The 21,174-nt window shown below is 71.6% G+C and carries 21 protein-coding genes; 15 read left to right on the top strand and 6 right to left on the bottom strand.

The genetic code is table 11. The features are described from left to right. From ACFYW3_RS31245 to ACFYW3_RS31235, 3 genes are all read right to left on the bottom strand, one after another. Positions 1-1,137 (bottom strand): hypothetical protein, encoded by a 1,137-nt coding sequence (locus ACFYW3_RS31245; protein ID WP_351759452.1) that lies wholly within the window; start codon positions 1,135-1,137, stop codon positions 1-3. An 85-nt stretch (positions 1,138-1,222) separates the two neighbouring features. After that, entirely contained in the window at positions 1,223-1,990 is a 768-nt protein-coding gene (locus ACFYW3_RS31240; RefSeq protein ID WP_351759449.1) for an ABC transporter permease, read from the bottom strand. Beyond that, on the bottom strand, positions 1,987-2,922 hold the full coding sequence (locus tag ACFYW3_RS31235) for an ABC transporter ATP-binding protein (protein WP_351759446.1): 936 nt from the start codon (positions 2,920-2,922) through the stop codon (positions 1,987-1,989). Before ACFYW3_RS31235 ends, ACFYW3_RS31240 begins: the two co-directional genes overlap by 4 nt. 461 nt (positions 2,923-3,383) lie before the next feature. Here ACFYW3_RS31235 and ACFYW3_RS31230 point away from each other — a divergent pair, with 461 nt between their 5' ends. The 12 genes from ACFYW3_RS31230 (at position 3,384) to ACFYW3_RS31175 (ending at position 13,291) form a co-directional block, all read left to right on the top strand. Beyond that, positions 3,384-4,142, top strand: a complete 759-nt coding sequence (locus ACFYW3_RS31230) for an ArsR family transcriptional regulator (RefSeq protein WP_351759443.1) — start codon at positions 3,384-3,386, stop codon at positions 4,140-4,142. Then, the gene (gene sufB / locus ACFYW3_RS31225; RefSeq protein ID WP_053681633.1) at positions 4,139-5,554 is read left to right on the top strand and encodes a Fe-S cluster assembly protein SufB; all 1,416 of its coding nucleotides are present in this window, start codon (positions 4,139-4,141) and stop codon (positions 5,552-5,554) included. The genes ACFYW3_RS31230 and sufB overlap by 4 nt, the downstream gene beginning before the upstream one ends. A 65-nt stretch (positions 5,555-5,619) precedes the next feature. Continuing rightward, complete coding sequence (gene sufD, locus ACFYW3_RS31220) at positions 5,620-6,798, top strand: Fe-S cluster assembly protein SufD (protein ID WP_351759440.1); 1,179 nt, start codon at positions 5,620-5,622, stop codon at positions 6,796-6,798. After that, positions 6,798-7,115 carry a bifunctional 3-phenylpropionate/cinnamic acid dioxygenase ferredoxin subunit gene (locus ACFYW3_RS31215; protein ID WP_053681636.1) on the top strand — a complete coding sequence of 106 codons (318 nt, stop codon included), beginning with the start codon at positions 6,798-6,800 and terminating at the stop codon, positions 7,113-7,115. The genes sufD and ACFYW3_RS31215 overlap by 1 nt, the downstream gene beginning before the upstream one ends. 7 nt (positions 7,116-7,122) lie before the next feature. Beyond that, positions 7,123-7,887 (top strand): Fe-S cluster assembly ATPase SufC, encoded by a 765-nt coding sequence (gene sufC, locus ACFYW3_RS31210; protein ID WP_150520152.1) that lies wholly within the window; start codon positions 7,123-7,125, stop codon positions 7,885-7,887. Next, entirely contained in the window at positions 7,884-9,140 is a 1,257-nt protein-coding gene (locus ACFYW3_RS31205) for a cysteine desulfurase (RefSeq protein ID WP_053681641.1), read from the top strand. The genes sufC and ACFYW3_RS31205 overlap by 4 nt, the downstream gene beginning before the upstream one ends. A 23-nt stretch (positions 9,141-9,163) precedes the next feature. Further along, positions 9,164-9,625 carry a Fe-S cluster assembly sulfur transfer protein SufU gene (gene sufU / locus ACFYW3_RS31200; protein WP_053681643.1) on the top strand — a complete coding sequence of 154 codons (462 nt, stop codon included), beginning with the start codon at positions 9,164-9,166 and terminating at the stop codon, positions 9,623-9,625. Continuing rightward, positions 9,622-9,966 carry a metal-sulfur cluster assembly factor gene (locus ACFYW3_RS31195; RefSeq protein ID WP_053681645.1) on the top strand — a complete coding sequence of 115 codons (345 nt, stop codon included), beginning with the start codon at positions 9,622-9,624 and terminating at the stop codon, positions 9,964-9,966. Before sufU ends, ACFYW3_RS31195 begins: the two co-directional genes overlap by 4 nt. Before the next feature lie 372 nt (positions 9,967-10,338). Continuing rightward, positions 10,339-10,845, top strand: coding sequence for a hypothetical protein (locus ACFYW3_RS31190; RefSeq protein ID WP_351759437.1), 507 nt, complete (start codon positions 10,339-10,341; stop codon positions 10,843-10,845). A 134-nt stretch (positions 10,846-10,979) separates the two neighbouring features. Continuing rightward, positions 10,980-12,326: a hypothetical protein gene (locus ACFYW3_RS31185; RefSeq protein WP_389388001.1), complete on the top strand. Its 1,347-nt coding sequence runs from the start codon at positions 10,980-10,982 to the stop codon at positions 12,324-12,326. Positions 12,327-12,425: 99 nt separating this feature from the next. Next, on the top strand, positions 12,426-12,749 hold the full coding sequence (locus ACFYW3_RS31180; protein WP_351759431.1) for a multidrug efflux SMR transporter: 324 nt from the start codon (positions 12,426-12,428) through the stop codon (positions 12,747-12,749). Further along, complete coding sequence (locus tag ACFYW3_RS31175; protein ID WP_351376349.1) at positions 12,749-13,291, top strand: TetR family transcriptional regulator; 543 nt, start codon at positions 12,749-12,751, stop codon at positions 13,289-13,291. Before ACFYW3_RS31180 ends, ACFYW3_RS31175 begins: the two co-directional genes overlap by 1 nt. A 149-nt stretch (positions 13,292-13,440) precedes the next feature. Here ACFYW3_RS31175 and ACFYW3_RS31170 read toward each other — a convergent pair whose 3' ends face one another. After that, the gene (locus ACFYW3_RS31170) at positions 13,441-14,316 is read right to left on the bottom strand and encodes a winged helix-turn-helix transcriptional regulator (protein WP_389388000.1); all 876 of its coding nucleotides are present in this window, start codon (positions 14,314-14,316) and stop codon (positions 13,441-13,443) included. Positions 14,317-14,404: 88 nt separating this feature from the next. Here ACFYW3_RS31170 and ACFYW3_RS31165 point away from each other — a divergent pair, with 88 nt between their 5' ends. Both ACFYW3_RS31165 and dapD read left to right on the top strand, forming a co-directional pair. Further along, positions 14,405-15,769 carry an MFS transporter gene (locus tag ACFYW3_RS31165; protein ID WP_389387999.1) on the top strand — a complete coding sequence of 455 codons (1,365 nt, stop codon included), beginning with the start codon at positions 14,405-14,407 and terminating at the stop codon, positions 15,767-15,769. Positions 15,770-15,812: 43 nt separating this feature from the next. Continuing rightward, positions 15,813-16,793 (top strand): 2,3,4,5-tetrahydropyridine-2,6-dicarboxylate N-succinyltransferase, encoded by a 981-nt coding sequence (gene dapD / locus ACFYW3_RS31160; protein ID WP_351376342.1) that lies wholly within the window; start codon positions 15,813-15,815, stop codon positions 16,791-16,793. A 151-nt stretch (positions 16,794-16,944) separates the two neighbouring features. On the opposite strand, the gene ACFYW3_RS31155 is transcribed toward dapD, so the two are convergent. Continuing rightward, positions 16,945-17,199 (bottom strand): hypothetical protein, encoded by a 255-nt coding sequence (locus tag ACFYW3_RS31155; protein ID WP_351759423.1) that lies wholly within the window; start codon positions 17,197-17,199, stop codon positions 16,945-16,947. 224 nt (positions 17,200-17,423) lie between these two features. Continuing rightward, positions 17,424-19,265: an endonuclease/exonuclease/phosphatase family protein gene (locus ACFYW3_RS31150; RefSeq protein WP_351759420.1), complete on the bottom strand. Its 1,842-nt coding sequence runs from the start codon at positions 19,263-19,265 to the stop codon at positions 17,424-17,426. 249 nt (positions 19,266-19,514) lie between these two features. Here ACFYW3_RS31150 and ACFYW3_RS31145 point away from each other — a divergent pair, with 249 nt between their 5' ends. Next, on the top strand, positions 19,515-21,050 hold the full coding sequence (locus ACFYW3_RS31145; RefSeq protein WP_389387998.1) for a hypothetical protein: 1,536 nt from the start codon (positions 19,515-19,517) through the stop codon (positions 21,048-21,050). Positions 21,051-21,174 lie beyond the last annotated feature (124 nt).

Genomic DNA, 21,174 nt, shown 5'->3' with positions numbered 1-21,174 from the left:
TCACGAGGGGGTGCCGGCGGCCGAGTCGGGCCCTATGACCAGGCGGAACCGTGCTCCGGCCGGGTCTCCCTCCTCGTGCCACCACAGCCGGATCCGCCACAGGCCGGCGTCGCCCGGATAGTCCGGCGATTCCATGAAGCCGCGCACCAGCTCCGCCGCCACGTCCTCCGCGGTGCGGTTGCGCACCTCCGTCGAGCCGTGCCACGGACGCTCCTGTACGGTCCACAGCCCGTCCGCGCCCCGGACCTCCAACCGCCACACCGCGAGCCAGGGCGTGACCTCCAGCATCGTGCCCACCTGCTCGGCGCCCAGGCCCAGCCGGGCCGCGATCTCGGGCTCCGCGAAGCCCTGGATCCGCGCCGCCACCACCGCCTGGGGCAGCAGCCGTTCGGGCAGCAGGCCGCCCGCGCGCAGGCTCACCAGCGAGTCGAAGGACAGGAAGCGCAGGCGCAGTTCCAACTGCCGGCCGATGTGGTCCAGGGCCTCCTCGGCCTCCTGTGCCTCCTCGGTGCCGGGCGCGGCCAGCAGCAGCCGGCGAAACCCCGCCTCCGCGTCGACGGCCCAGGCCACCGCGTCCTCGGCGAACCCCAGCTCCGCGAGCCGGTCGCCGAGGAACACCTTGGCCTGCGCCAGGCCCCGGCGGTTGACCGGGTCGTGCTGGTCGAGGGAGGCCCACACCTCGACGGCGGCGCGGGTCAGGTCCCGGGCGCGCTCGCCGGCCGCGCGTTCCATCGGGGTCGGGCCGCTCTCGGCCACCGTGCCCAGCGGGTGTCGGGGGAGCCGTGCGTCGTCGCTGAGGGGCCAGGCCAGCCAGACCCCCTGGTTGATCAGCCCCCGGGCGTACCAGCGGGCGTACTCCGGGGCGTGCCCGGCGGCCTGCTGCGCGTGCCGCAGGGCCTCCTCGATCGCCGAGAGTGCCCCGGCCCGGTCCCCGGCGGCGAACCGACGGGCCGCGAGGTCGCCCAGCCGCAGCCCCAGCCGGGCCGCGCACTCGGCGTCCGTCCGGGCGGGCTCGCGGAGCGCGCCGATCAGCTCGGCCAGCAGACGGTCGCTCTCGTCGGCCTCCGCGTGCGCGGCTCCCGAGCGGACCCTCGCCCACTGCTCGTCCAGCCGTAGAACGGCCTCCCGCTGTGTCATGCCCGCCCCCCGGCGTCATCGTCGTGCGTCACTCGTGCGTGGAGGTGGTCACCCTCCTGCCATCCCAACGCGCGAGGGAGGGGAATCACTCCCAGCGGAAGAACCGCGCGGCGGCGCCCAGCCCCAGCACCGCCCAGACGGCCAGGATCGCGGCGTCGCCCCAGGGCATCGAGGCCCCGTGTCGGAGCACCTCGCGCAGCCCGTCGGACAGGGCCGAGATCGGCAGCAGTTCGAGTACGGAGCGCACGGCGTCGGGGAACTTGTCCAGCGGCACGATCACCCCGCCGCCGACCAGCAGCAGCAGGAAGACGAGGTTGGCGGCGGCCAGGGTCATCTCGGCCTTGAGGGTGCCCGCCATCAGCAGGCCCAGCCCCGAGAAGGCGGCGGTGCCGAGCAGGATCAGCGCCGCGACCGACAGCGGGTTCCCGTGCGGGGACCAGCCCAGCGCGAGGGCGATCACCGTCAGCAGGGCGACCTGGAGCACCTCGGTCACCAGGACGGACAGGGTCTTGGCCGCCATCAGGGCGCGGCGCGGCAGCGGGGAGGCCCCGAGCCGCTTGAGGACCCCGTAGCGGCGGTCGAAACCGGTGGCGATGGCCTGGCCGGTGAAGGCGGTGGACATCACCGCGAGGGCGAGGACGCCGGGAGCCAGGAAGTCCACGGCCTTGCCCTCGCCGGTGTCCACGACGTCCACGGCGGAGAAGAGCACGAGCAGCAGCGCCGGAATGATCACGGTGAGCAGGAGTTGTTCCCCGTTGCGCAGCAGCATCCGGGTCTCCAGCGCGGTCTGCGCCCGGATCATGCGGGACAGGGGAGCGGCCCCCGGGTCGGGGGTGAACGTACCGGCGCTCATGCGCGCAGCTCCTTGCCCGTGAGTTCGAGGAAGACGTCTTCCAGCGTGTGCCGCTCGACCGAGAGGCTGTCCGGCATCACCCCGTGCTGCGCGCACCAGGACGCGACGGTGGCCAGTAGTTGCGGGTGCACGTCACCGGTGACCCGGTAGACGCCGGCGCTGAGCTCGGCGGCCTCGGTGCCGTCGGGCAGCGCCTTCAGCAGGGAGGCGAGGTCGAGGGAGGGGCGGCCGGTGAAGCGCAGGGTGTTCTCGGCGCCGCCCCGGCAGAGCTGCTCGGGGCTGCCGTGGGCGATGACCCTGCCCGCGTCGACGATGGCGACCTCGTCGGCGAGCTGCTCGGCCTCGTCCATGTGGTGGGTGGTCAGGACGACGGTGACCCCGTCGGCGCGCAGTTCCCGTACGAGGTCCCAGGTCGCGCGGCGGGCCTGCGGGTCGAGACCGGCCGTGGGCTCGTCGAGGAAGACCAGCTCGGGCCGGCCCACGACGGCCATGGCGAGCGACAGGCGCTGCTGCTGGCCGCCGGAGAGCCGGCGGTAGGTGGTGCGGCCGCACCCGCCGAGCCCGAGGCGTTCCACGAGGGTGTCCACGTCGAGCGGGTTCGCGTACAGCCTGGCCATGTGGCGGAGCATCTCGACGGCGCGGGCGCCGGAGTAGACCCCGCCGGACTGGAGCATGACGCCGATCCGCGGACGCAGGGCCCCGGCCTGGGCGATCGGGTCGAGTCCCAGGACACGGACGGTGCCCGCGTCGGGACGCCGGTAGCCCTCGCAGGTCTCCACGGTGGTGGTCTTGCCCGCGCCGTTGGGACCCAGTACCGCGGTGACCGACGCCGTGCGGACGGTGAGGTCCAGTCCGTCCACGGCCGGCCGGTGGGGGAGGGGGCGGTACCGCTTCACCAGTCCGCGGATCTCCACGGCGGGGTCGTTGCTCATGCGGGTGAGTCTACGGAGGGCCGAGGGGGGTCCTCGGGGCCGGGGGCGGCGGGGGCGCGGGCGCGGGCGTTCATGATTCCTCGGTGCGTGGCGCCGGGGTCGAAATCCCCGTTCCACGGTGACCCGCGCGGTTTTTTCCGTCCCCGGATTCGAACACGGCGTCGCGATCACGGCTCTTTTCGGCCCGGTGGGACTGGATGGCCCAGTCGGTTTCCGTGAACTTTTCCGGATCCCGGCGTTTACCGTCCCGGGGGCCGTCTTGGGCGGGGGATTGCTGGTGGGGGCTGTTTCCGGTGCTCCGGAGGTGCCGCCCCAGAGACTGGAATGCAGGCCTCCGAATAACTCTGCGTCGATAAATAAGGTAACCCTTAGTGATGGAGACCACCCGGGGTGGCCTCGGTCACGGCTTGTCGATGCTCGGTTAATTACGCAACAATGGCGTTGTGAAATACGGCGAACGGATGATCGAGACCCCCCAGGGGGAACTCGTGACCGGGGAGCGGTCCACCCGCAACCGGGTCGCGCGCTCCATCCTGGACCACGGTCCGTCCACCGTCGCCGACCTCGCCAAGCGTCTCGGCCTCACCCAGGCCGCCGTCCGTCGTCACCTCGACGCACTCGTCGCCGACGACGTGATCGCACCCCGCGAGCAGCGTGTGTACGGCGCACGCACGCGGGGTCGGCCGGCCAAGGTGTTCGCGCTCACCGACTGCGGCCGCGACGCGTTCGACCAGTCCTACGACTCGCTCGCCGTCGAGGCCCTGCGCTGGATCGCGCAGTCCGCCGGCGGGGGCGAGCAGGGCGAGGCGGCGGTCGCCGCGTTCGCCCGCGCCAGACTGGCCGCACAGGCGGAGACCTACCGGGAATCCGTCGAGGCGGCCGACCCCGCGCAACGGACCGAGGCCCTGGCCAAGGCGTTGACCGCGGACGGGTACGCTGCCACGGCGAAGAGCGCTCCCGGTCCGCACAGTGGTGAACAGCTCTGCCAGCACCACTGCCCGGTCGCCCACGTGGCCGAGCAGTTCCCGCAGCTCTGCGAGGCGGAGACCGAGGTCTTCTCCCGCCTGCTCGGGACACATGTGCAGCGACTCGCCACGATCGCCCACGGCGACGGGGTGTGCACGACGTTCATTCCGCGCAGCGCGGGCGCCGGCGTCAAGGGCGCCGCACAGACCGACACATCAGTATCTGCAAGTACGGCCGGGAGGAACCCCGCATGACCACGGAGACTGCTCACCCTGAGCTCGATGGCCTGGGCACCTACGAATACGGCTGGGCCGACTCCGACGCGGCGGGCGCCACCGCCAAGCGGGGTTTGTCCGAGGATGTCGTCCGCGACATCTCGGCCAAGAAGTCCGAGCCGGAGTGGATGCTGAACCTCCGGCTCAAGGGCCTGAAGCTGTTCGGCAAGAAGCCCATGCCGAACTGGGGCTCGGACCTCTCCGGCATCGACTTCGACAACATCAAGTACTTCGTGCGTTCGACCGAGAAGCAGGCCGCTTCCTGGGAGGACCTGCCCGAGGACATCAAGAACACGTACGACAAGCTCGGCATCCCCGAGGCGGAGAAGCAGCGCCTCGTCGCCGGTGTCGCGGCCCAGTACGAGTCCGAGGTCGTCTACCACCAGATCCGCGAGGACCTGGAGGAGCAGGGCGTCATCTTCCTCGACACGGACACCGCGCTGAAGGAGCACCCCGAGCTCTTCCAGGAGTACTTCGGCACGGTCATCCCGGTCGGCGACAACAAGTTCGCGTCGCTGAACACCGCCGTGTGGTCGGGCGGCTCGTTCATCTACGTGCCCAAGGGCGTCAAGGTCGACATCCCGCTCCAGGCCTACTTCCGCATCAACACGGAGAACATGGGCCAGTTCGAGCGGACGCTGATCATCGTCGACGAGGACGCCTACGTCCACTACGTCGAGGGCTGCACCGCCCCGATCTACTCCTCGGACTCGCTGCACAGCGCCGTGGTCGAGATCATCGTGAAGAAGGGCGGCCGCTGCCGCTACACGACGATCCAGAACTGGTCGAACAACGTCTACAACCTGGTCACCAAGCGCGCCGTGGCGTACGAGGGCGCGACCATGGAGTGGATCGACGGCAACATCGGTTCCAAGGTCACCATGAAGTACCCGGCGGTCTACCTGATGGGCGAGCACGCCAAGGGCGAGACCCTGTCCATCGCCTTCGCGGGCGAGGGCCAGCACCAGGACGCCGGCTCCAAGATGGTCCACATGGCGCCGAACACCTCCTCGAACATCGTCTCCAAGTCGGTGGCGCGAGGCGGCGGCCGCACCTCGTACCGCGGCCTGGTCGAGATCGGCGAGGGCGCGCACGGCTCCAAGTCCAACGTGCTGTGCGACGCGCTCCTGGTCGACACGATCTCCCGCTCGGACACGTACCCCTACGTGGACGTCCGCGAGGACGACGTCTCCATGGGTCACGAGGCCACCGTCTCCAAGGTCTCCGACGACCAGCTCTTCTACCTGATGAGCCGCGGTCTGACCGAGTTCGAGGCCATGGCCATGATCGTGCGCGGGTTCGTCGAGCCCATCGCCCGTGAGCTGCCCATGGAGTACGCGCTGGAGCTGAACCGGCTGATCGAGCTGCAGATGGAGGGCTCGGTCGGTTAGTCCCGACCCGGCCGGATCCACCCGCAGCACATTCACAGACGTAGGAAGAGAGCAAGACGACAGCCATGGCTGAGGCTCAGAACATTCCGGCGGGCTCGACCACCGCCGGCGCGATCGCGGTGGCCGCAGAGTCCACCGTCGCCACCCGGATGAGCGCGCCCCCGTCCTTCGACGTGGCGGACTTCCCGGTTCCCAACGGCCGCGAGGAGGAGTGGCGGTTCACCCCGCTCGCCCGCCTCAAGGGCCTGCACGACGGCACCGCGGTCGCCGACGGCACCCTGAAGGCCCAGATCGACGCGCCCGAGGTCGTCACGATCGAGTCGGTGGAGCGCGGCGACGCGCGCATCGGCAAGGCCGGCACCCCGGTGGACCGGATCGCCGCGCAGGCGTTCTCGTCCTTCGCCAAGGCCACGGTCGTCACCGTGCCCAAGGAGGCCGTCCTCACCGAGCCCGTGCGCGTCACGCTGCACGGCGAGGGAGGCACCACCTTCGGCCACACGGTCTTCGACGTGAAGGCCTTCGCCGAGGCCGTCGTGGTCATCGACCACACCGGTGACGGCGTGCGCGCCGCCAACGTCGACTTCCTCGTCGGCGACGGCGCGAAGCTCACCGTCGTGTCGGTGCAGGACTGGGACGACACCGCCGTCCACGTCTCCCAGCACAACGCCCTGGTGGGCCGCGACGCGACCTTCAAGTCGATCGTCGTCACCTTCGGCGGCGACCTCGTCCGCCTGCACCCGCGCGTGACCTACGCCGGCCCCGGCGGCGAGGCCGAGCTCTTCGGCCTGTACTTCACGGACGCCGGCCAGCACCAGGAGCACCGCCTCCTGGTCGACCACAGCGCGCCGCACTGCAAGTCGAACGTGGTCTACAAGGGCGCCCTCCAGGGCCAGGACGCCCACGCGGTCTGGATCGGTGACGTGCTCATCGAGAAGACCGCCGAGGGCACCGACACCTACGAGATGAACCGCAACCTCGTCCTCACGGACGGCGCGCGGGTCGACTCGGTGCCGAACCTGGAGATCGAGACCGGCGAGATCGTCGGCGCCGGCCACGCCTCCGCGACCGGCCGCTTCGACGACGAGCAGCTCTTCTACCTCCAGGCCCGCGGCATCCCGGCCGACGAGGCCCGCCGGCTGGTCGTGCGCGGCTTCTTCGCCGAGCTGGTCCAGCAGATCGGTGTCGACGACATCGAGGAGCGCCTGCTCTCCAAGATCGAGACCGAGCTCCAGGGTTCCGTCTGATGAATTACGTCAAGGCCTGTGCGCTGAGCGAGCTGGAGGCGGACACCCCCAAGCGGGTGGAACTCGACGGCACGCCGGTGTCCATCGTCTCCACCGAGGGGGAGGTGTTCGCGATCAACGACATCTGCTCGCACGCGAACGTGTCCCTCTCGGAGGGCGAGGTCGAGGACTGCATGATCGAGTGCTGGCTGCACGGCTCGGCGTTCGACCTGCGGACCGGCAAGCCGTCCGGCCTGCCCGCGACGCGCCCCGTACCCGTATACCCCGTAAAGATCGAAGGGGACGACGTGCTCGTCTCCCTCACCCAGGAGTCCTGAGGTATCCATGGCAACGCTTGAAATCCACGACCTGCACGTCTCCGTCGAGGCCGAGAACGGCGCCCGCGAGATCCTCAAGGGCGTCGACCTCACCGTCAAGCAGGGTGAGACGCACGCCATCATGGGTCCGAACGGCTCCGGCAAGTCCACGCTGGCCTACTCGCTGGCCGGTCACCCGAAGTACACGATCACCGGTGGCACCGTCACCCTCGACGGCGAAGACGTCCTGGAGATGTCCGTCGACGAGCGCGCCCGCGCCGGCCTGTTCCTCGCCATGCAGTACCCGGTCGAGGTCCCCGGCGTCTCGGTCTCCAACTTCCTGCGCACCTCGGCCACCGCCATCCGCGGCGAGGCGCCCAAGCTGCGCACCTGGGTGAAGGAGGTCAAGTCCGCCATGGAGCAGCTCCAGATGGACACGGCCTTCGCCGAGCGCAACGTCAACGAGGGCTTCTCCGGCGGTGAGAAGAAGCGCCACGAGATCCTCCAGTTGGAGCTCCTCAAGCCGAAGATCGCGATCCTCGACGAGACCGACTCCGGCCTGGACGTCGACGCCCTGCGCGTCGTCTCCGAGGGCGTCAACCGGGTCCGCGAGAGCGGCGAGGTCGGCACCCTGCTGATCACGCACTACACGCGCATCCTGCGCTACATCAAGCCCGACTTCGTGCACGTGTTCGCGAACGGCCGGATCGCCGAGTCCGGCGGCGCCGAGCTGGCGGACCAGCTGGAGGCCGAGGGTTACGACAAGTACGTGAAGGGTGGCGCGACCGCGTGACACAGCTGCCTGGCCTCCTCGACATCGAGGCGATCCGCAAGGACTTCCCCCTTCTGGATCGTGTGGTCCACGACGGGAAGAAGATCGTTTACCTGGACAACGCGGCGACCTCGCAGAAGCCGCGCCAGGTGCTCGACGCGTTGAACGAGTACTACGAGCAGCACAACGCCAACGTCCACCGCGGCGTGCACGTGCTCGCCGAGGAGGCCACGGCGCTGTACGAGGGCGCCCGCGACAAGGTCGCCGCCTTCATCAACGCACCGAGCCGCGACGAGGTGATCTTCACCAAGAACGCCTCGGAGTCGCTCAACCTGGTCGCGAACATGCTCGGCTGGGCGGACGAGCCCTACCGGGTCGACCGCGAGACCGAGATCGCCATCACGGAGATGGAGCACCACTCCAACATCGTCCCGTGGCAGTTGCTCTCGCAGCGCACGGGCGCGAAGCTGAAGTGGTTCGGCCTCACCGACGACGGCCGGCTCGACCTGTCCAACATCGAAGAGGTCATCACGGAGAAGACGAAGATCGTCTCCTTCACGCTGGTCTCCAACATCATGGGCACGGTCAACCCGACCGAGGCGATCGTCCGGCGCGCGCAGGAGGTCGGCGCGCTGGTGCTGATCGACGCCTCCCAGGCCGCCCCGCACATGCCGCTGGACGTACAGGCGCTCGGCGCCGACTTCGTGGCCTTCACCGGCCACAAGATGTGCGGCCCGACCGGCATCGGCGTCCTGTGGGGCCGGCAGGAGCTCCTGGAGGACCTCCCGCCGTTCCTCGGTGGCGGCGAGATGATCGAGACCGTGTCGATGCACGCCTCGACCTACGCCCCGGCCCCGCACAAGTTCGAGGCGGGTACGCCCCCGATCGCCCAGGCCGTCGGCCTCGGCGCGGCCGTGGACTACCTCAGCGCGATCGGCATGGACAAGATCGCCGCGCACGAGCACGCGATCACGGAGTACGCGGTCAAGCGCCTCCTGGAGGTGCCCGACCTGCGGATCATCGGCCCCACCACGGCCGAGGACCGCGGCGCCGCCATCTCCTTCACGCTGGGTGACATCCACCCGCACGACGTCGGCCAGGTGCTGGACGAGCAGGGCATCGCGGTCCGCGTGGGACACCACTGCGCGCGCCCCGTATGCCTGCGCTACGGAATTCCCGCGACCACGCGGGCGTCGTTCTACCTGTACTCCTCTCCGGCCGAGGTCGACGCGCTGATCGACGGGCTGGAGCACGTACGGAACTTCTTCGGATAGCGACGAAGGCGGACGAGGACGCAGTGAAGCTGGATTCGATGTACCAGGAACTGATCCTGGACCACTACAAGCACCCGCACGGGCGTGGCCTGCGCGACGGCGACGCCGAGGTGCACCACGTCAACCCCACGTGCGGTGACGAGATCACGCTGCGCGTGAAGTACGACGGCGAGACGCTCACCGACGTCTCGTACGAGGGCCAGGGCTGCTCCATCAGCCAGGCCAGTGCGTCCGTGCTGAACGAGCTGCTGGTCGGCAAGGACCTCGCCGACGCGCGTCGGATCCAGGAGACCTTCCTGGAGCTGATGCAGTCCAAGGGCAAGATCGAGCCCGACGAGGCCATGGAAGAGGTACTGGAGGACGCGGTCGCGTTCGCCGGTGTCGCCAAGTTTCCCGCCCGCGTGAAGTGTGCTCTGCTGAGCTGGATGGCGTGGAAGGACGCGACCGCCCAGGCCCTGGGCGACGCGGAGAGGAAGACGGCATGACCGAGAACGCGACGCCCGAGGCGTCGATCAAGCCGGCCAGCGAGGAAGAGGTCCGCGAGGCCCTCTACGACGTGGTCGACCCCGAGCTGGGCATCGACGTCGTGAACCTGGGCCTGATCTACGGCATCCACGTCGACGACGCGAACATCGCCACCCTCGACATGACGCTCACCTCGGCGGCCTGCCCGCTGACGGACGTCATCGAGGACCAGGCGAAGTCGGCGACGGAAGGCATCGTCAACGAACTTCGCATCAACTGGGTCTGGATGCCCCCGTGGGGCCCGGACAAGATCACGGATGACGGCCGTGAGCAGCTGCGCGCACTCGGTTTCAACGTCTGAGTCGACGTGTGTGAGGAGGGGCCCCCGGCGTGATGCCGGGGGCCCCTCCTGCCGTTCGGGCCCTTGCGGGGCCCGGGCGGAGGGGCGCGGGCCCGGCCGGGCGGGAGGCGGCGCGGGCCGTGACGCGCGTCGCGGCGCGGGTAGTGGAGCGCCTCGTGGTGCGCGACACGATGCGCGTAGTGGTGCGCGACACGAGGCGCGTCGTGGTGCGCGTCGGCCTTCAGTCGTCCGTCCTCGCGCTCTCGCGACGTCCGCTCCTCGGCCTGTTCGCCCGGTCGTCGGGCGGTGTGCACCGGAAGTTGGCCGCGGTGGCCGAATCTTCTCCATGGCCGCCATGCTCACGCCGTGGCGCAGCAGTCGAGAGGACCATCCGTGACCGTTCGCCTATCGCCGGTGCGCCGTGCGGGCGCCGTGGGCGTCGCCGGGGCCGCTGCCCTCCTCGTCGCGGGGCTGGGAACGCCCGCGCACGCCGTCGGGTACGCCGATCCGACGATCTCGCTCTCCGCCACGCGCCTCACCGGGGTCGTGGGCGCCCACGACGGCCCCGCCGTGACGGTGGACGTCGAGCAGTCCGGGGTGCCGGCCGGGTTCCTGAGGCTGCGGGTGCTGTCCTCCAGCAACCCGGCGGTGGCCGCGGTGGGCGACGTACGACAGCAGCGGACCCCCTCGGGCGACCGCAGCCTGACGGTGCGCCCCCGGGGGCAGGGGCACACCGACCTGACGCTCCAGGTCACCGGACGCGGCGGGAAGACCGCGACGGCCACCCTGGCGTACGCCGCCTCGGCGGGCAAGGAAGCCAAGGACCTCGACCGCGCGGAGGGGCAGAAGTCCCGCTCCGCACGGATCGCGCTTGGCCCGACGCGTGGGGGACACCGATGAACGCGTGGGGGACACCGATGAACGGGTGGGGGACGCCGATGAACGCGTGGGGGACAGGGATGAAGCAGACGACGGGGTGGACGACGGGACGGGCTACGGGACGGGCGAGGCGGCGGACGCCTCGGCGGCTGGGCGTGGCCGCCCTCGCCGCACTGACGCTCGCCGGGGTGAACTCGCCCGCCCTGGCGGCCGGTTACGGCACACCGACCATCGCGTTCTCCGCCTCCTACCTGTCGGGGGCCGTCGGCGGGGTCGGGGATCCCGTCGTGGACGTGACCGTGGGACAGAGCGGCGCGGACGCGTCCGCGCTGGTCGTCAGCGCCACGGCCTCCAGCAAGGCCTCGGTCGCCGGCACCGGGGACGTCACCGTCACCGGAGCGGGCGCGGTCCGTCAACTGGCCGTCACCGCACGGGGCCGCGGCTACACCAACCTCACCGTCAAGGTGAGCGGGCTGGGCGGCAAGAGCGCCACCAAGACACTGTCGTACGCGGCGTCGGCCGCCGTGGCGAACCCCGCCGACGCCCGCTACCTCGTCGGCGCCTCGGACTCCTCGGCCGCCGTGGACGTCGGCGGTGGCTACGCCATCGTCGCGGACGACGAGTCGAACGTGCTGCGGCTGTACGACCGTTCCCGGTCCGCCGCGCCGCTGAGAACCTGGGACTTCAGCTCACGGCTCGGGGTGAGCAAGGAGGTGGACATCGAGGGGGCGACCCGGATCGGCGACACCGTCTACTGGACCGGCTCGCTCGGCAACAACAAGGACGGCGAGTACAAGGCGCCCCGCAACACGGTGTTCACCACCACGCTCAGCGGCTCCGGGGCGAGCGCGCAACTCGCGTACGGAGGCTCGTACAAGAAGTTCCGCGACGACCTCGTGGCCTGGGACAAGGGCAACGGCAACCGCTACGGCTTCGCGGCCGGCACGGCCGACGGCGAGGCGCCCAAGCAGATCGACGGGTTCAACGTGGAGGGACTGGAGTTCGCGCCGGGCTCCACCACCACCGCCTACCTCGGCTTCCGGGCCCCGCTCGCCCCGGCCGTGCCGGGCGGCAAGGCGCTGGTGGTGCCGGTCACCAACTTCGACAAGGTGCTGTCCACGGGTGCGAAGGCCGGCTTCGGCGCGGGCATCGAACTCGACCTCGGCGGCCTCGCGATCCGCGACATCCGCAAGAACGCGGCGAACCAGTACCTGATCCTGGCCGGCTCCTGGGCCGCCGACGACAACTCGGACCCGTACGCGCTGTACCAGTGGGACGGGGTCGCGGGCCACGCCCCGGTCAAGCGGGCCGACCTGCCGACCACCGATCCCGGTGGCTGGGAGGCCATCGTGGAGGTGCCCGACCTGTCGGTCGCGGGGGCGCGGGTCCAGCTGATCACCGACAGCGGCTCCGCCGACCTGTACGGGGACGGCGCCGAGGCCAAGGACCTGACGCACGCGGAGTGGAAGAAGGCGCGGGCGGCCTGGTTCACGCTGAACTGATCTCCGTTCGCCCCGCGGGAGCGGTCTCCCGGCGGGGCGTGCGCGGGGAGCGCCCGAGCTTGTGTACGGGTGTACGCAACGATGTGTACTCTTGTACGCATGCCCTACATACTGCTTGCCGCGGCCATCGCCGCCGAGGTCGCCGGCACGACCGCCATGAAGTTCAGCGAGGGCTTCACGAAGTTGTGGCCCTCGATCGGCACGGTCCTGGGCTACCTCATCGCCTTCACCCTGCTCGCGCAGACCCTGAAGACGATGTCGGTGGGAACGGCGTACGCGATCTGGGCGGGCGTCGGCACGGCCGCGGTCGCCGCCATCGGCATGCTGTTCCTCGGGGAGGCCGCGACCGCGGTGAAGATCGCCGGAATCGCGCTGATCATCGGCGGGGTCGTCCTGCTGAACCTCGGCGGGGCGGCCCACTGATGCCGGCCGGAGCGGTGCGCCGCCACGACCCGGAACGACGGCAGCGGATCATCGACGCGGCGATCCGGGTGGTGGGCGCCAAGGGCATCGCGGGCCTGAGTCACCGCACCGTGGCGGCGGAGGCGGACGTCCCCCTGGGATCCACGACCTACCACTTCAAAACCCTGGACGACCTCCTCGTGGCGGCCCTGCGCCAGGCGAACGAGCATTTCGTCCTGGTGCCCGACCCCGCGGAGCCGGACCTCGCCACGGCGCTCGCCCGGCTGCTGGGGGAGCTCCTGGAGGCGGGCCGCGACCGGGGACGGGTGGAGCTGGAGTACGAGCTGTACCTGGCGGCCCTGCGCCGCCCCGCGCTGCGGCCGGTGGCCGCCGAGTGGTGCGCGGCCGTGGCGGCGGCGCTGGGCGGGCGGACGGACCCCGTGACGGCGCGGGCGCTGGTGGCGGTGATGGACGGGATCAGTCTCCAGGTCCTGCTGACGGACGCGGAGTACGACCCGGCGTACGCGCGGGACATCCTGGGGCGGGTCCTGGCCGGGGCGTGAAGGGCCGCCGCCCGGGGAAGGCGGGTCGCCTCCGACGGGGCCCCGGCGGGCCCTGGGGCGGCCGGGGTCTCGCGCGTCGCCCGGGGGCGGTGGTCGCCCCCGCCGGGGTCTCGCGCGTCCTCCGGGGCCGCCGGGGTGTCCGGCGTCGGTCAGGGGGTGGCGCGGACCGCCTCCAGGGCGGTTCGGACGCCGGCCTCGATGTCGGTGATCGGGTAGATCACCTCGCGCACCGTCCGGTCCCGGTCCAGGACGAGGGTCAGCCGCTTGAGTCGGCTCACCCCCGCCGCGCGGAAGGTCGGCAGCCGCAGCGCCGAGGTCAGTGCGAGTTCCGCGTCCGAGAGGAGCGGGAAGCGCAGCCGCTCCGCCTCGGCGAACTCCTTCTGCTCGTCCGGGCGTTGGGTGGAGACGCCCTGCACCGTCGCGCCCGCCGCGGTGAACTCGGCCAACTGGTCCCGGAACGTGCAGGATTCCAGGGTGCACCCCTTCGCCCCGGGGATCCCGGCCCACCCCGGCGGATAGGACTCGGCCCGGGCGTAGGCGCCCGGAAAGCAGTACAGGACCGTGAACGCCGTGTCCGCCACCGGGTCGCGGGGCTCCCCGAACCGGTCCGGCAGCAGCAGCTCCGGCACCCGGGTGCCGAGCAGTGCCTGCACCCGCGCCGCCTCCCGCGAGGATTCCTCGGTCGTCGCCGTCATCTCTCCCTCTCCCAGGATCCAGGCGTCCCCCCAGTCCTGGAGGGCCACCAGCACCGGCAGCAGCCCCCGGCCACGCGGGGTCAGCCGGTACTCGTGCCGCACCGGGCGTTCCTGGTACGGCTCGCGCGTCAACACCCCGGCCTCGACCAGCAGTTTCAGCCGCTCGGTCAGTACCTTGCGGGAGACGCCGAGCTCGCGCTGGAACTCCTCGAACCGGTGCACGCCGCGCGCGGCGTCGCGTACGACGAGCAGCGTCCACCAGTCGCCCACGACGTCGAGGGCCTGGGCGATGGAGCAGTCCGCGTCGCCGAGGTGCGTGCGCTGGGCCATGGGAACTCCTTTGTCCGTTGACCCAAGGCTGCCATGCTGACATAGTCCGTTCGCAAAGGGAACTGACCTGCTCGTGGGGGGCGCCGGCATGTTGCGAGGGTTCAAGGACGTGCCGAGGGTGGTGTGGATCCTGGCGGCCGGGGTGTTCGTCAACGCCGTCGTCGGCTTCACCTTCGTGTTCGTCTTCGTGTACCTGGTCGGACCGCGCGGCCTCGGCGCCGCGCAGGCCGGCCTCGCCGTCGGCGTCGGTGGCGTCGGCCTGGTCGCCGGCAACTTCACCGGAGGCTGGTACGGCGACCGCTTCGGCCACCGCCGGGTACTGCTCACCGCCGCCGCGTTCGGCGGCCTCGCCCTGGCCTGCCTTCCGTTCCTGCCCACCCCGCTGCTGTGCGTCCTCCTGCCGGCCGTCCAGTACGCGTCCGGGGTGATCCGCGCCGCCAACTCCGCGCTCGTCGCCGTCACCGTCCCCGAGGGCGCCCGCCGGCAGGCCTACGCCGTCGTACGGTGCGCCTCCAACGGCGGCTTCACCCTCGGCCCGCCACTCGGGGCGCTGGTCGCGGCCGGCCTCTCGTACGACTGGCTGTTCGTCGCCGACGGCGTGGGCACCCTCGTCCTCGCCGTCTGGACCGCCCGGATCGTCCCGGCCCGCGGCGCCGCCCACACACCCGCCGCGGCCCCGGACGGGGGTCTGGGCCGCGGCGTCACGGCCGAGCTGCGGGCCCGCCCCGCCCTGCTGGTCCTGCTCGCCGCCATCCTCGTCGTGGACGTCGTCTACCGGCAGCAGTACTCCACCCTCCCGATCTTCCTCGCCGACCACGGCTTCGACATCCGCGTCTTCGGGCTGGTCATCGCGCTCAACGGCGGGGTCGTCCTGCTGCTGGAACTCCCCGCCGCCGTCGCCCTGCGCGAACGCCCGCCCCTGGCCGTCGTCGGCACCGGGCTCCTCCTCGTCGGAGCGGCCCACGCGGCACTGATCGCCGGGGCGGGCATCGCGAGCGCCGCCGTCATGATGGTGCTGCTCAGCCTGGGGGAGATCCTGTACAAGACCACCGCCACCGCCTACGTGGCCGACCAGGCCCCGGCGCACGCGATCGGCCGCTTCCAGAGCCTGTACGCGGGAGTCTCGGTCAGCGGCGTGGTCCTCGCCGCCCCGCTCGGCGGAGCCCTGTACGCCGCCGCCCCCGGGCTGCTGTGGCCGCTGTGCGCGGCCCTGGCCGCCGGCGCGGGGGTCGCGGTGCTGTGGACCTCCCGCCGCGCACCCCGGCCCGGGAGGTGGGGAACCGGTACCCCCGGGGCGGTAGGCGGCGAGGGAGCCGGGGTCGCGAGTGCGACAGGCGGTGCGGGAGCCGGGGTCGCGAGTGCGACACGCGGCGAGGGAGCCGAGGCCGCGAGTGCGACACGCGGTGCGGGAGCCGGGGCCGCGAGCGCGACACGCGGTGCGACCGTCACATGAGACCGGTTCGCGACCGCGGCCCGTCGCCGGTTAGGTTTCGGGCATGACTGCTACGCGTACCTCCGGCGCCGTCGCCGCCGGCCTTGCCACCCTCACCGCCGACGGCACCGTCCTCGACACCTGGTTCCCCGCCCCCCGCCTCGTCGCCGAGCCCGGCCCGGCCGGCACCGAGCGCCTCACCGCCGAACAGGCCGTGGAACTCCTCGGGGCCACCGCGCCGAAGGCGATCCGCCGGGACGCGGTCCGCGGGGTCGAGGTCGTAGCCGTCCGCACGGTCATCTCCTCGCTCGACGACAAGCCGCTGGACGCCCACGACGCGTACCTGCGCCTGCACCTGCTCAGCCACCGCCTGGTCAAGCCGCACGGCCAGAACCTCGACGGCGTCTTCGGCCTGCTGACCAACGTCGCCTGGACGTCCCTCGGCCCCGTCCCCGTCGACGAGATCGAGACGGTCCGCCTGAACGCCCGCGCCGAGGGCCTGCACCTCCAGGTCACCTCGATCGACAAGTTCCCGCGCATGACCGACTACGTCGCCCCCAAGGGCGTCCGCATCGCCGACGCGGACCGCGTCCGCCTCGGCGCGCACCTCGCCGAGGGCACCACCGTCATGCACGAGGGCTTCGTCAACTTCAACGCCGGCACCCTGGGCACCTCCATGGTCGAGGGCCGCATCTCGGCCGGCGTCGTGGTCGGCGACGGATCCGACATCGGCGGCGGCGCGTCCACCATGGGCACCCTGTCGGGCGGCGGCAAGCAGATCATCTCCATCGGCGAGCGCACCCTGGTCGGCGCCGAGGCGGGCGTCGGCATCGCCCTCGGCGACGAGTGCATCGTCGAGGCCGGCCTGTACGTCACCGCGGGCACCCGCGTCACCCTCCCGGACGGCCAGATCGTCAAGGCCCTGGAGCTCTCGGGCGCCGACAACATCCTCTTCCGCCGCAACTCGGTCACCGGCGCCGTCGAGGCCCGCCCGAACAACGCGGTCTGGGGCGGCCTGAACGAGATCCTGCACAGCCACAACTGACCCCCGATCGGGGCCGGACCGCCGGCGCCGGACGTCACGACGCCCTCCCACCCCGAACGGGTGGGAGGGCGTCGCGCGTCCCCGAGTGGACGCCGGCCGCGGGCGGCCCTCCCGCCCCGAGCGGGGGAGGGGGCCCGACGGGCCGAACCGGTCAGTGCAGGGGGATCGTGCGGACCAGGCCGGCGAAGGCCTGCTCCTCTTCCTCCGTCAGTTCCACCGACTCCATGGGGTGCCCGGCCGGGCCGCGCTGGGTCGGGATCGTCGACAGGCCCTCGAAGGCGTCCTGCCCGGAGTGGTGGAAACGGCCGTCCCGCAGGATGTGGCCGAGGCCGATCATCCAGACGAGGGCGGCCACGAGCAGGACGGCGATGCCGATTTCCTGGACGAGGGTGATGGAGGGGAACACACGGTCCTCCGGGGGTGCGGGATCGAGCGTGCAAGATCGGGCGTGCAGACACTCAACACCAGAACGGCCGAATTGGACAGGGGTGTGGCGAGTGTCACGCCAGGGCCGAAAGTCCCCACCTTGTCCCGAATGGCGCCCTCGACGGGTGACGGAACGGTCCCCTCGAAGGGTGGCAGGGGGCCCGGGCGGGACGGCGCCCCGACCCCCTGCCGATCCGCCCGTGACTACGGGCGGAAGCGCAGCACCTGCGGGTCGTGGTCGCTGTTCTGGTTCGCGAACTCCGCGTTGATGTGCACGCTGTCGTACGTGAAGGTCTTGATCGCCGGGCTGGTCAGGATCTGGTCCAGAACCTGCGCGTTGCCCTGGTACACGTACGAGTAGCGCTCCGCCTTCGGCAGCGACTTGATCGCCGGGTACAGCGCCCCGCCGTCGGCCAGGGCGTCGGCGGTGGCCGAGAACTCGAAGTCGTTGATGTCGCCGAGGGCGATGACGTTCGCCTTCTTGTCGGCCGCCAGGATCTCCTTGACGAAGCCGTTCACGGCCTGCGCCTGGAGCAGCCGCTTGGCCTCCGAGGAGCGCACCGGCGGCTGGTGGTGCGAGGTGAGACCCTCGTCGCCGCCCTTGGAGCCGAAGTGGTTGGCGATGACGAAGACCGTCTTGCCGCGGAAGACGAACTCGCCGGCCAGCGGCTTGCGGCTGTCGGTCCACGCCGCGTTCGCCGGGTCGATCCGGCCGGGGGAGTGGGTCAGTGCGGCCTTGCCGTCGACCGTGGTGACGCCGGTGGCCGTCGCCGCGTCGCCCGCGGCGCGCTCGGTGAAGGAGACCCGCGCGGGGTTGTAGAGGAACACCTGGCGGATGTTGCCGCCGGGCTCGCCGCCGTCCTTGTTGTTCTCGGGGTTGACGGTCCGCCACTGGTACGCGGGACCGCCGGCCGCCGTGATCGCCGCGGTGAACTTCGTCAGCGTCTGCTCGGCCGCGACGGTGCCGTCGTTCTTGGCGCCGTTGTCGTCCTGGATCTCCTCCAGGGCCACGACGTCGGGGGAGGCGAGGTTCTCGACGACGGCCTTGGCCAGCGCGTCGAACTTCTCCTGCGGGTCGCTCGGGTCGAGGTTCTCGACGTTGTACGTGGCCACCGCGAGCTCGTTGGCCGCCTGCGCCTTGGTCTTCTCGGGGGCGAGGGTGCCCGCCTTGACCGTGCCCAGGGTGCGGGCCACCAGGGTGTAGCCGCCGAACTGGTTGAAGTCCAGCGGGCCCTCGGTGGTGCCGGTCAGCTTGTCGCCGACGTTGGCCACGGGGAAGGGCTGCTGCGCGACGGGCGCGAGCTGCTGGATCTGGAGCCGGCCGGTGTTCTGGGACTCGTACGAGCCGTAGATCGTGCCACCGCGCTTGGCGGTGTTCTCCCAGCCCTTGACCGTGACCCACAGCTCCGAGTACGGGTCGGTGGCGCCGACCACGCGCGAGGTGCCGATCTTGACGTTCATGCCCTCGACGGACTCGTAGAAGTCCAGGGCGAAGCGCGAGGGCTCCAGGGTCAGGCCGTTGACGCTGCCGGCGGCGGCCGGGTCGCCGGCCGGGGCGTACGCGGCGGGCACCGTGTACTCGTTGATCGCGGTCGCGGCCGGCAGCGCGTTGCCCGAGGAGACCACGGTCACGACCGGCTTGGCGATCTGGGTGACGGACTGGTTGCCGGAAGAGACGCCGCCCGGGATGTACTCGCCGACCGTACCGGTCACCTTGACGGCGTCGCCGACGGCGACGGTCGGCACCGAGCTGGTGAAGACGAACACGCCCTCGCTGGTGGCGTCGTTGTCGTCGGCGTCGGGGTCCTGGATCCAGAAGCCGCGCGAGCCGTACGTCCGCACGCCGGTGACGATGCCCTCGACGTCGGCGACCTGCTTGCCGTTGAGCGGGGATATGCGGGTGGTGCCCTGGATGTCGTGGATGCGTATCGGATCGGCGGACACGGCGCCTTCGGCCGCGTCGGCGGAGCCCGCGAGCAGGCCGGTGGCCAGCGCGGTGGCGACGAGGGCCGCGACGGCGGCGGAACGGGGATGCGAGGAGCGCATGGGCGGGAACTCCGGTGTGAGGGTGGGGGGGAACGCCGGGAAGTCCGGGGCTCCTGTACTGCTCAGTACATCTACGCGCGTCAATTTCCTGTGTGGACCGCAAAGTTGTCAAGGTCTCCGAGGAAGACGGCAGCTGACTGTGGGATGAACCAAAGCCGATGGCCCCTCGGGCATGCCCGAATTGCGTCTACGCTGGGTCGTCGCCGTACGACCCAACGGCCCCACCGCGACCGCGAGGAGAACCGCCCCATGTCCGCAGAGCCGCACCCCACACTGCCGCCGGTACGGCTGCACTCCGATGCGGAACTGGCCCGCGACGCCCTGGTCACACCGCTGTTCGCGCACGCCGTGCGCCTCGCCCGCTGGGCCGGCCCCCACACCCGCGTGGAGGTCGGCGGCGAACTCGCCACCGAACAGCTCGCCGAGGCGGCGGCCGTACTGGGGTTCGACCCCGAGGGCGAGGAGGGCCCGGTGCTCGCGAGCCAGGCCTGGCGGGTGGCCGTGGACACCGGACTGGTCGACGTGACCGAGCCGGACGAGGACGCGGGCACGGGCACGGGCACGGGCGCGGGCGCGGCGGACGACGAGGCGGGCGAGGGGGACGCGGACGGCGCGGAGCCGCGGTACGGGACCGCCGCCCCCGGCGAGGACCTGGCGCTGATCGCGGGCGGCGCGCCCGGCGACGTGCTCGATCTGTGGCTGGCGGCCCTGGACGCCGTCCTCGCGGACGCGGCGGTGCCCGACCTCGACGACCTCGTCGACGCGTTGGACGCGGGCGGCGAGATCGACTTCGACCGGCTCGACTGGAACCCGCAGCGCGAGGCGGACTTCCTCGACGGTGTGCTCGCCAACCTCTACCTGCTCACCGTCGCCGAAGGAGGCTCCGGCGACAGCCCGGTGCCCCTGCCGGTGCTCGCCGCCTCGATGGTCGTCCCCGACGACATGGGCGATCCCACCGACGCCGTGCTGGAACAGGTCTCGGACGCGATGATGCGCCTCGACGACCAGTTCCGGCAGTTGGAGCCGATCGGGCTGGTCGAGTTCCGCCCGGTGGACGAGGCGCTCATGGCGGAGGCCGACGACGAGGAACTCCTCGCCGGGCAGGGCGACGGCTCCGAGGAGGACGTGGCGCGGTACGGCATGGTCCGGCTGACGGCGCTCGGCCTGTACGGCGTCCGGGCCCGGATGCTGGAGGCCGGCGTCGACGCCCCGGCCATCGGGGAACTCGCCGACAAGGGCGCCGACGCGCTGCTCGACGCGGTCTCCTACTACCCGGAGGGCGCGGCGCAGGCCGAGATCGAGCAGTGGCTGACCGGACGTGAACCGTCGACCGCGGTGGCCGAGCTGCTGGTCGCGGCCCGCGGTGACGACGAGGGCGCCCCGCTGCGCCGGCTGCGCTGCCAGCAGGCCCTCGCCCCGGCCGGCCCGGACGCCGAGCCGGCGGTCCGGGCGGTCCTGGACGACCCGGAACTCGGCGGTCTCGCCCGGGTCTGGCTCGCCGAGCGCGGGGCGACGGACATTCCGGCGCCGGACGGGGCGATGGTGTTCTGGCTGACGGTCGACACGATCGCCGCGCAGCTCGCCGCCGACGGCGAGACGGACGAACTCCCCCTGCTCATGCGGACCCTGACGGAACACCACGCCGGGTTCTTCGAGCAGGCGTGGCGGGTGGAACACCCCGCCACGGCCTACGTCCTGGAGGCGATGGGGCGGCTGCACCCGGACAAGAAGGCGGCGAAGGAAGCCCGCAAGGCGGCCTTCAAGGCCCGCTCCCGACAGGCCTGACGGACGCGGCGGGGCCGAGCCCCGGGCGCGCGGCGATCGTGCGCCTGAGGGCCCGCCGGGCGGCCCGTCGACGAGGTGCGCGGGTGCGCACGTCGGCGAGGTGCGCGGGTGCGTGGAGGACGGC

The sequence above is a fragment of the Streptomyces sp. NPDC002602 genome, from assembly GCF_042889445.1.
In the GTDB taxonomy this organism is placed as follows: Bacteria; Actinomycetota; Actinomycetes; order Streptomycetales; family Streptomycetaceae; genus Streptomyces.
This window is presented reverse-complemented; position numbering and strand designations above follow the sequence as displayed.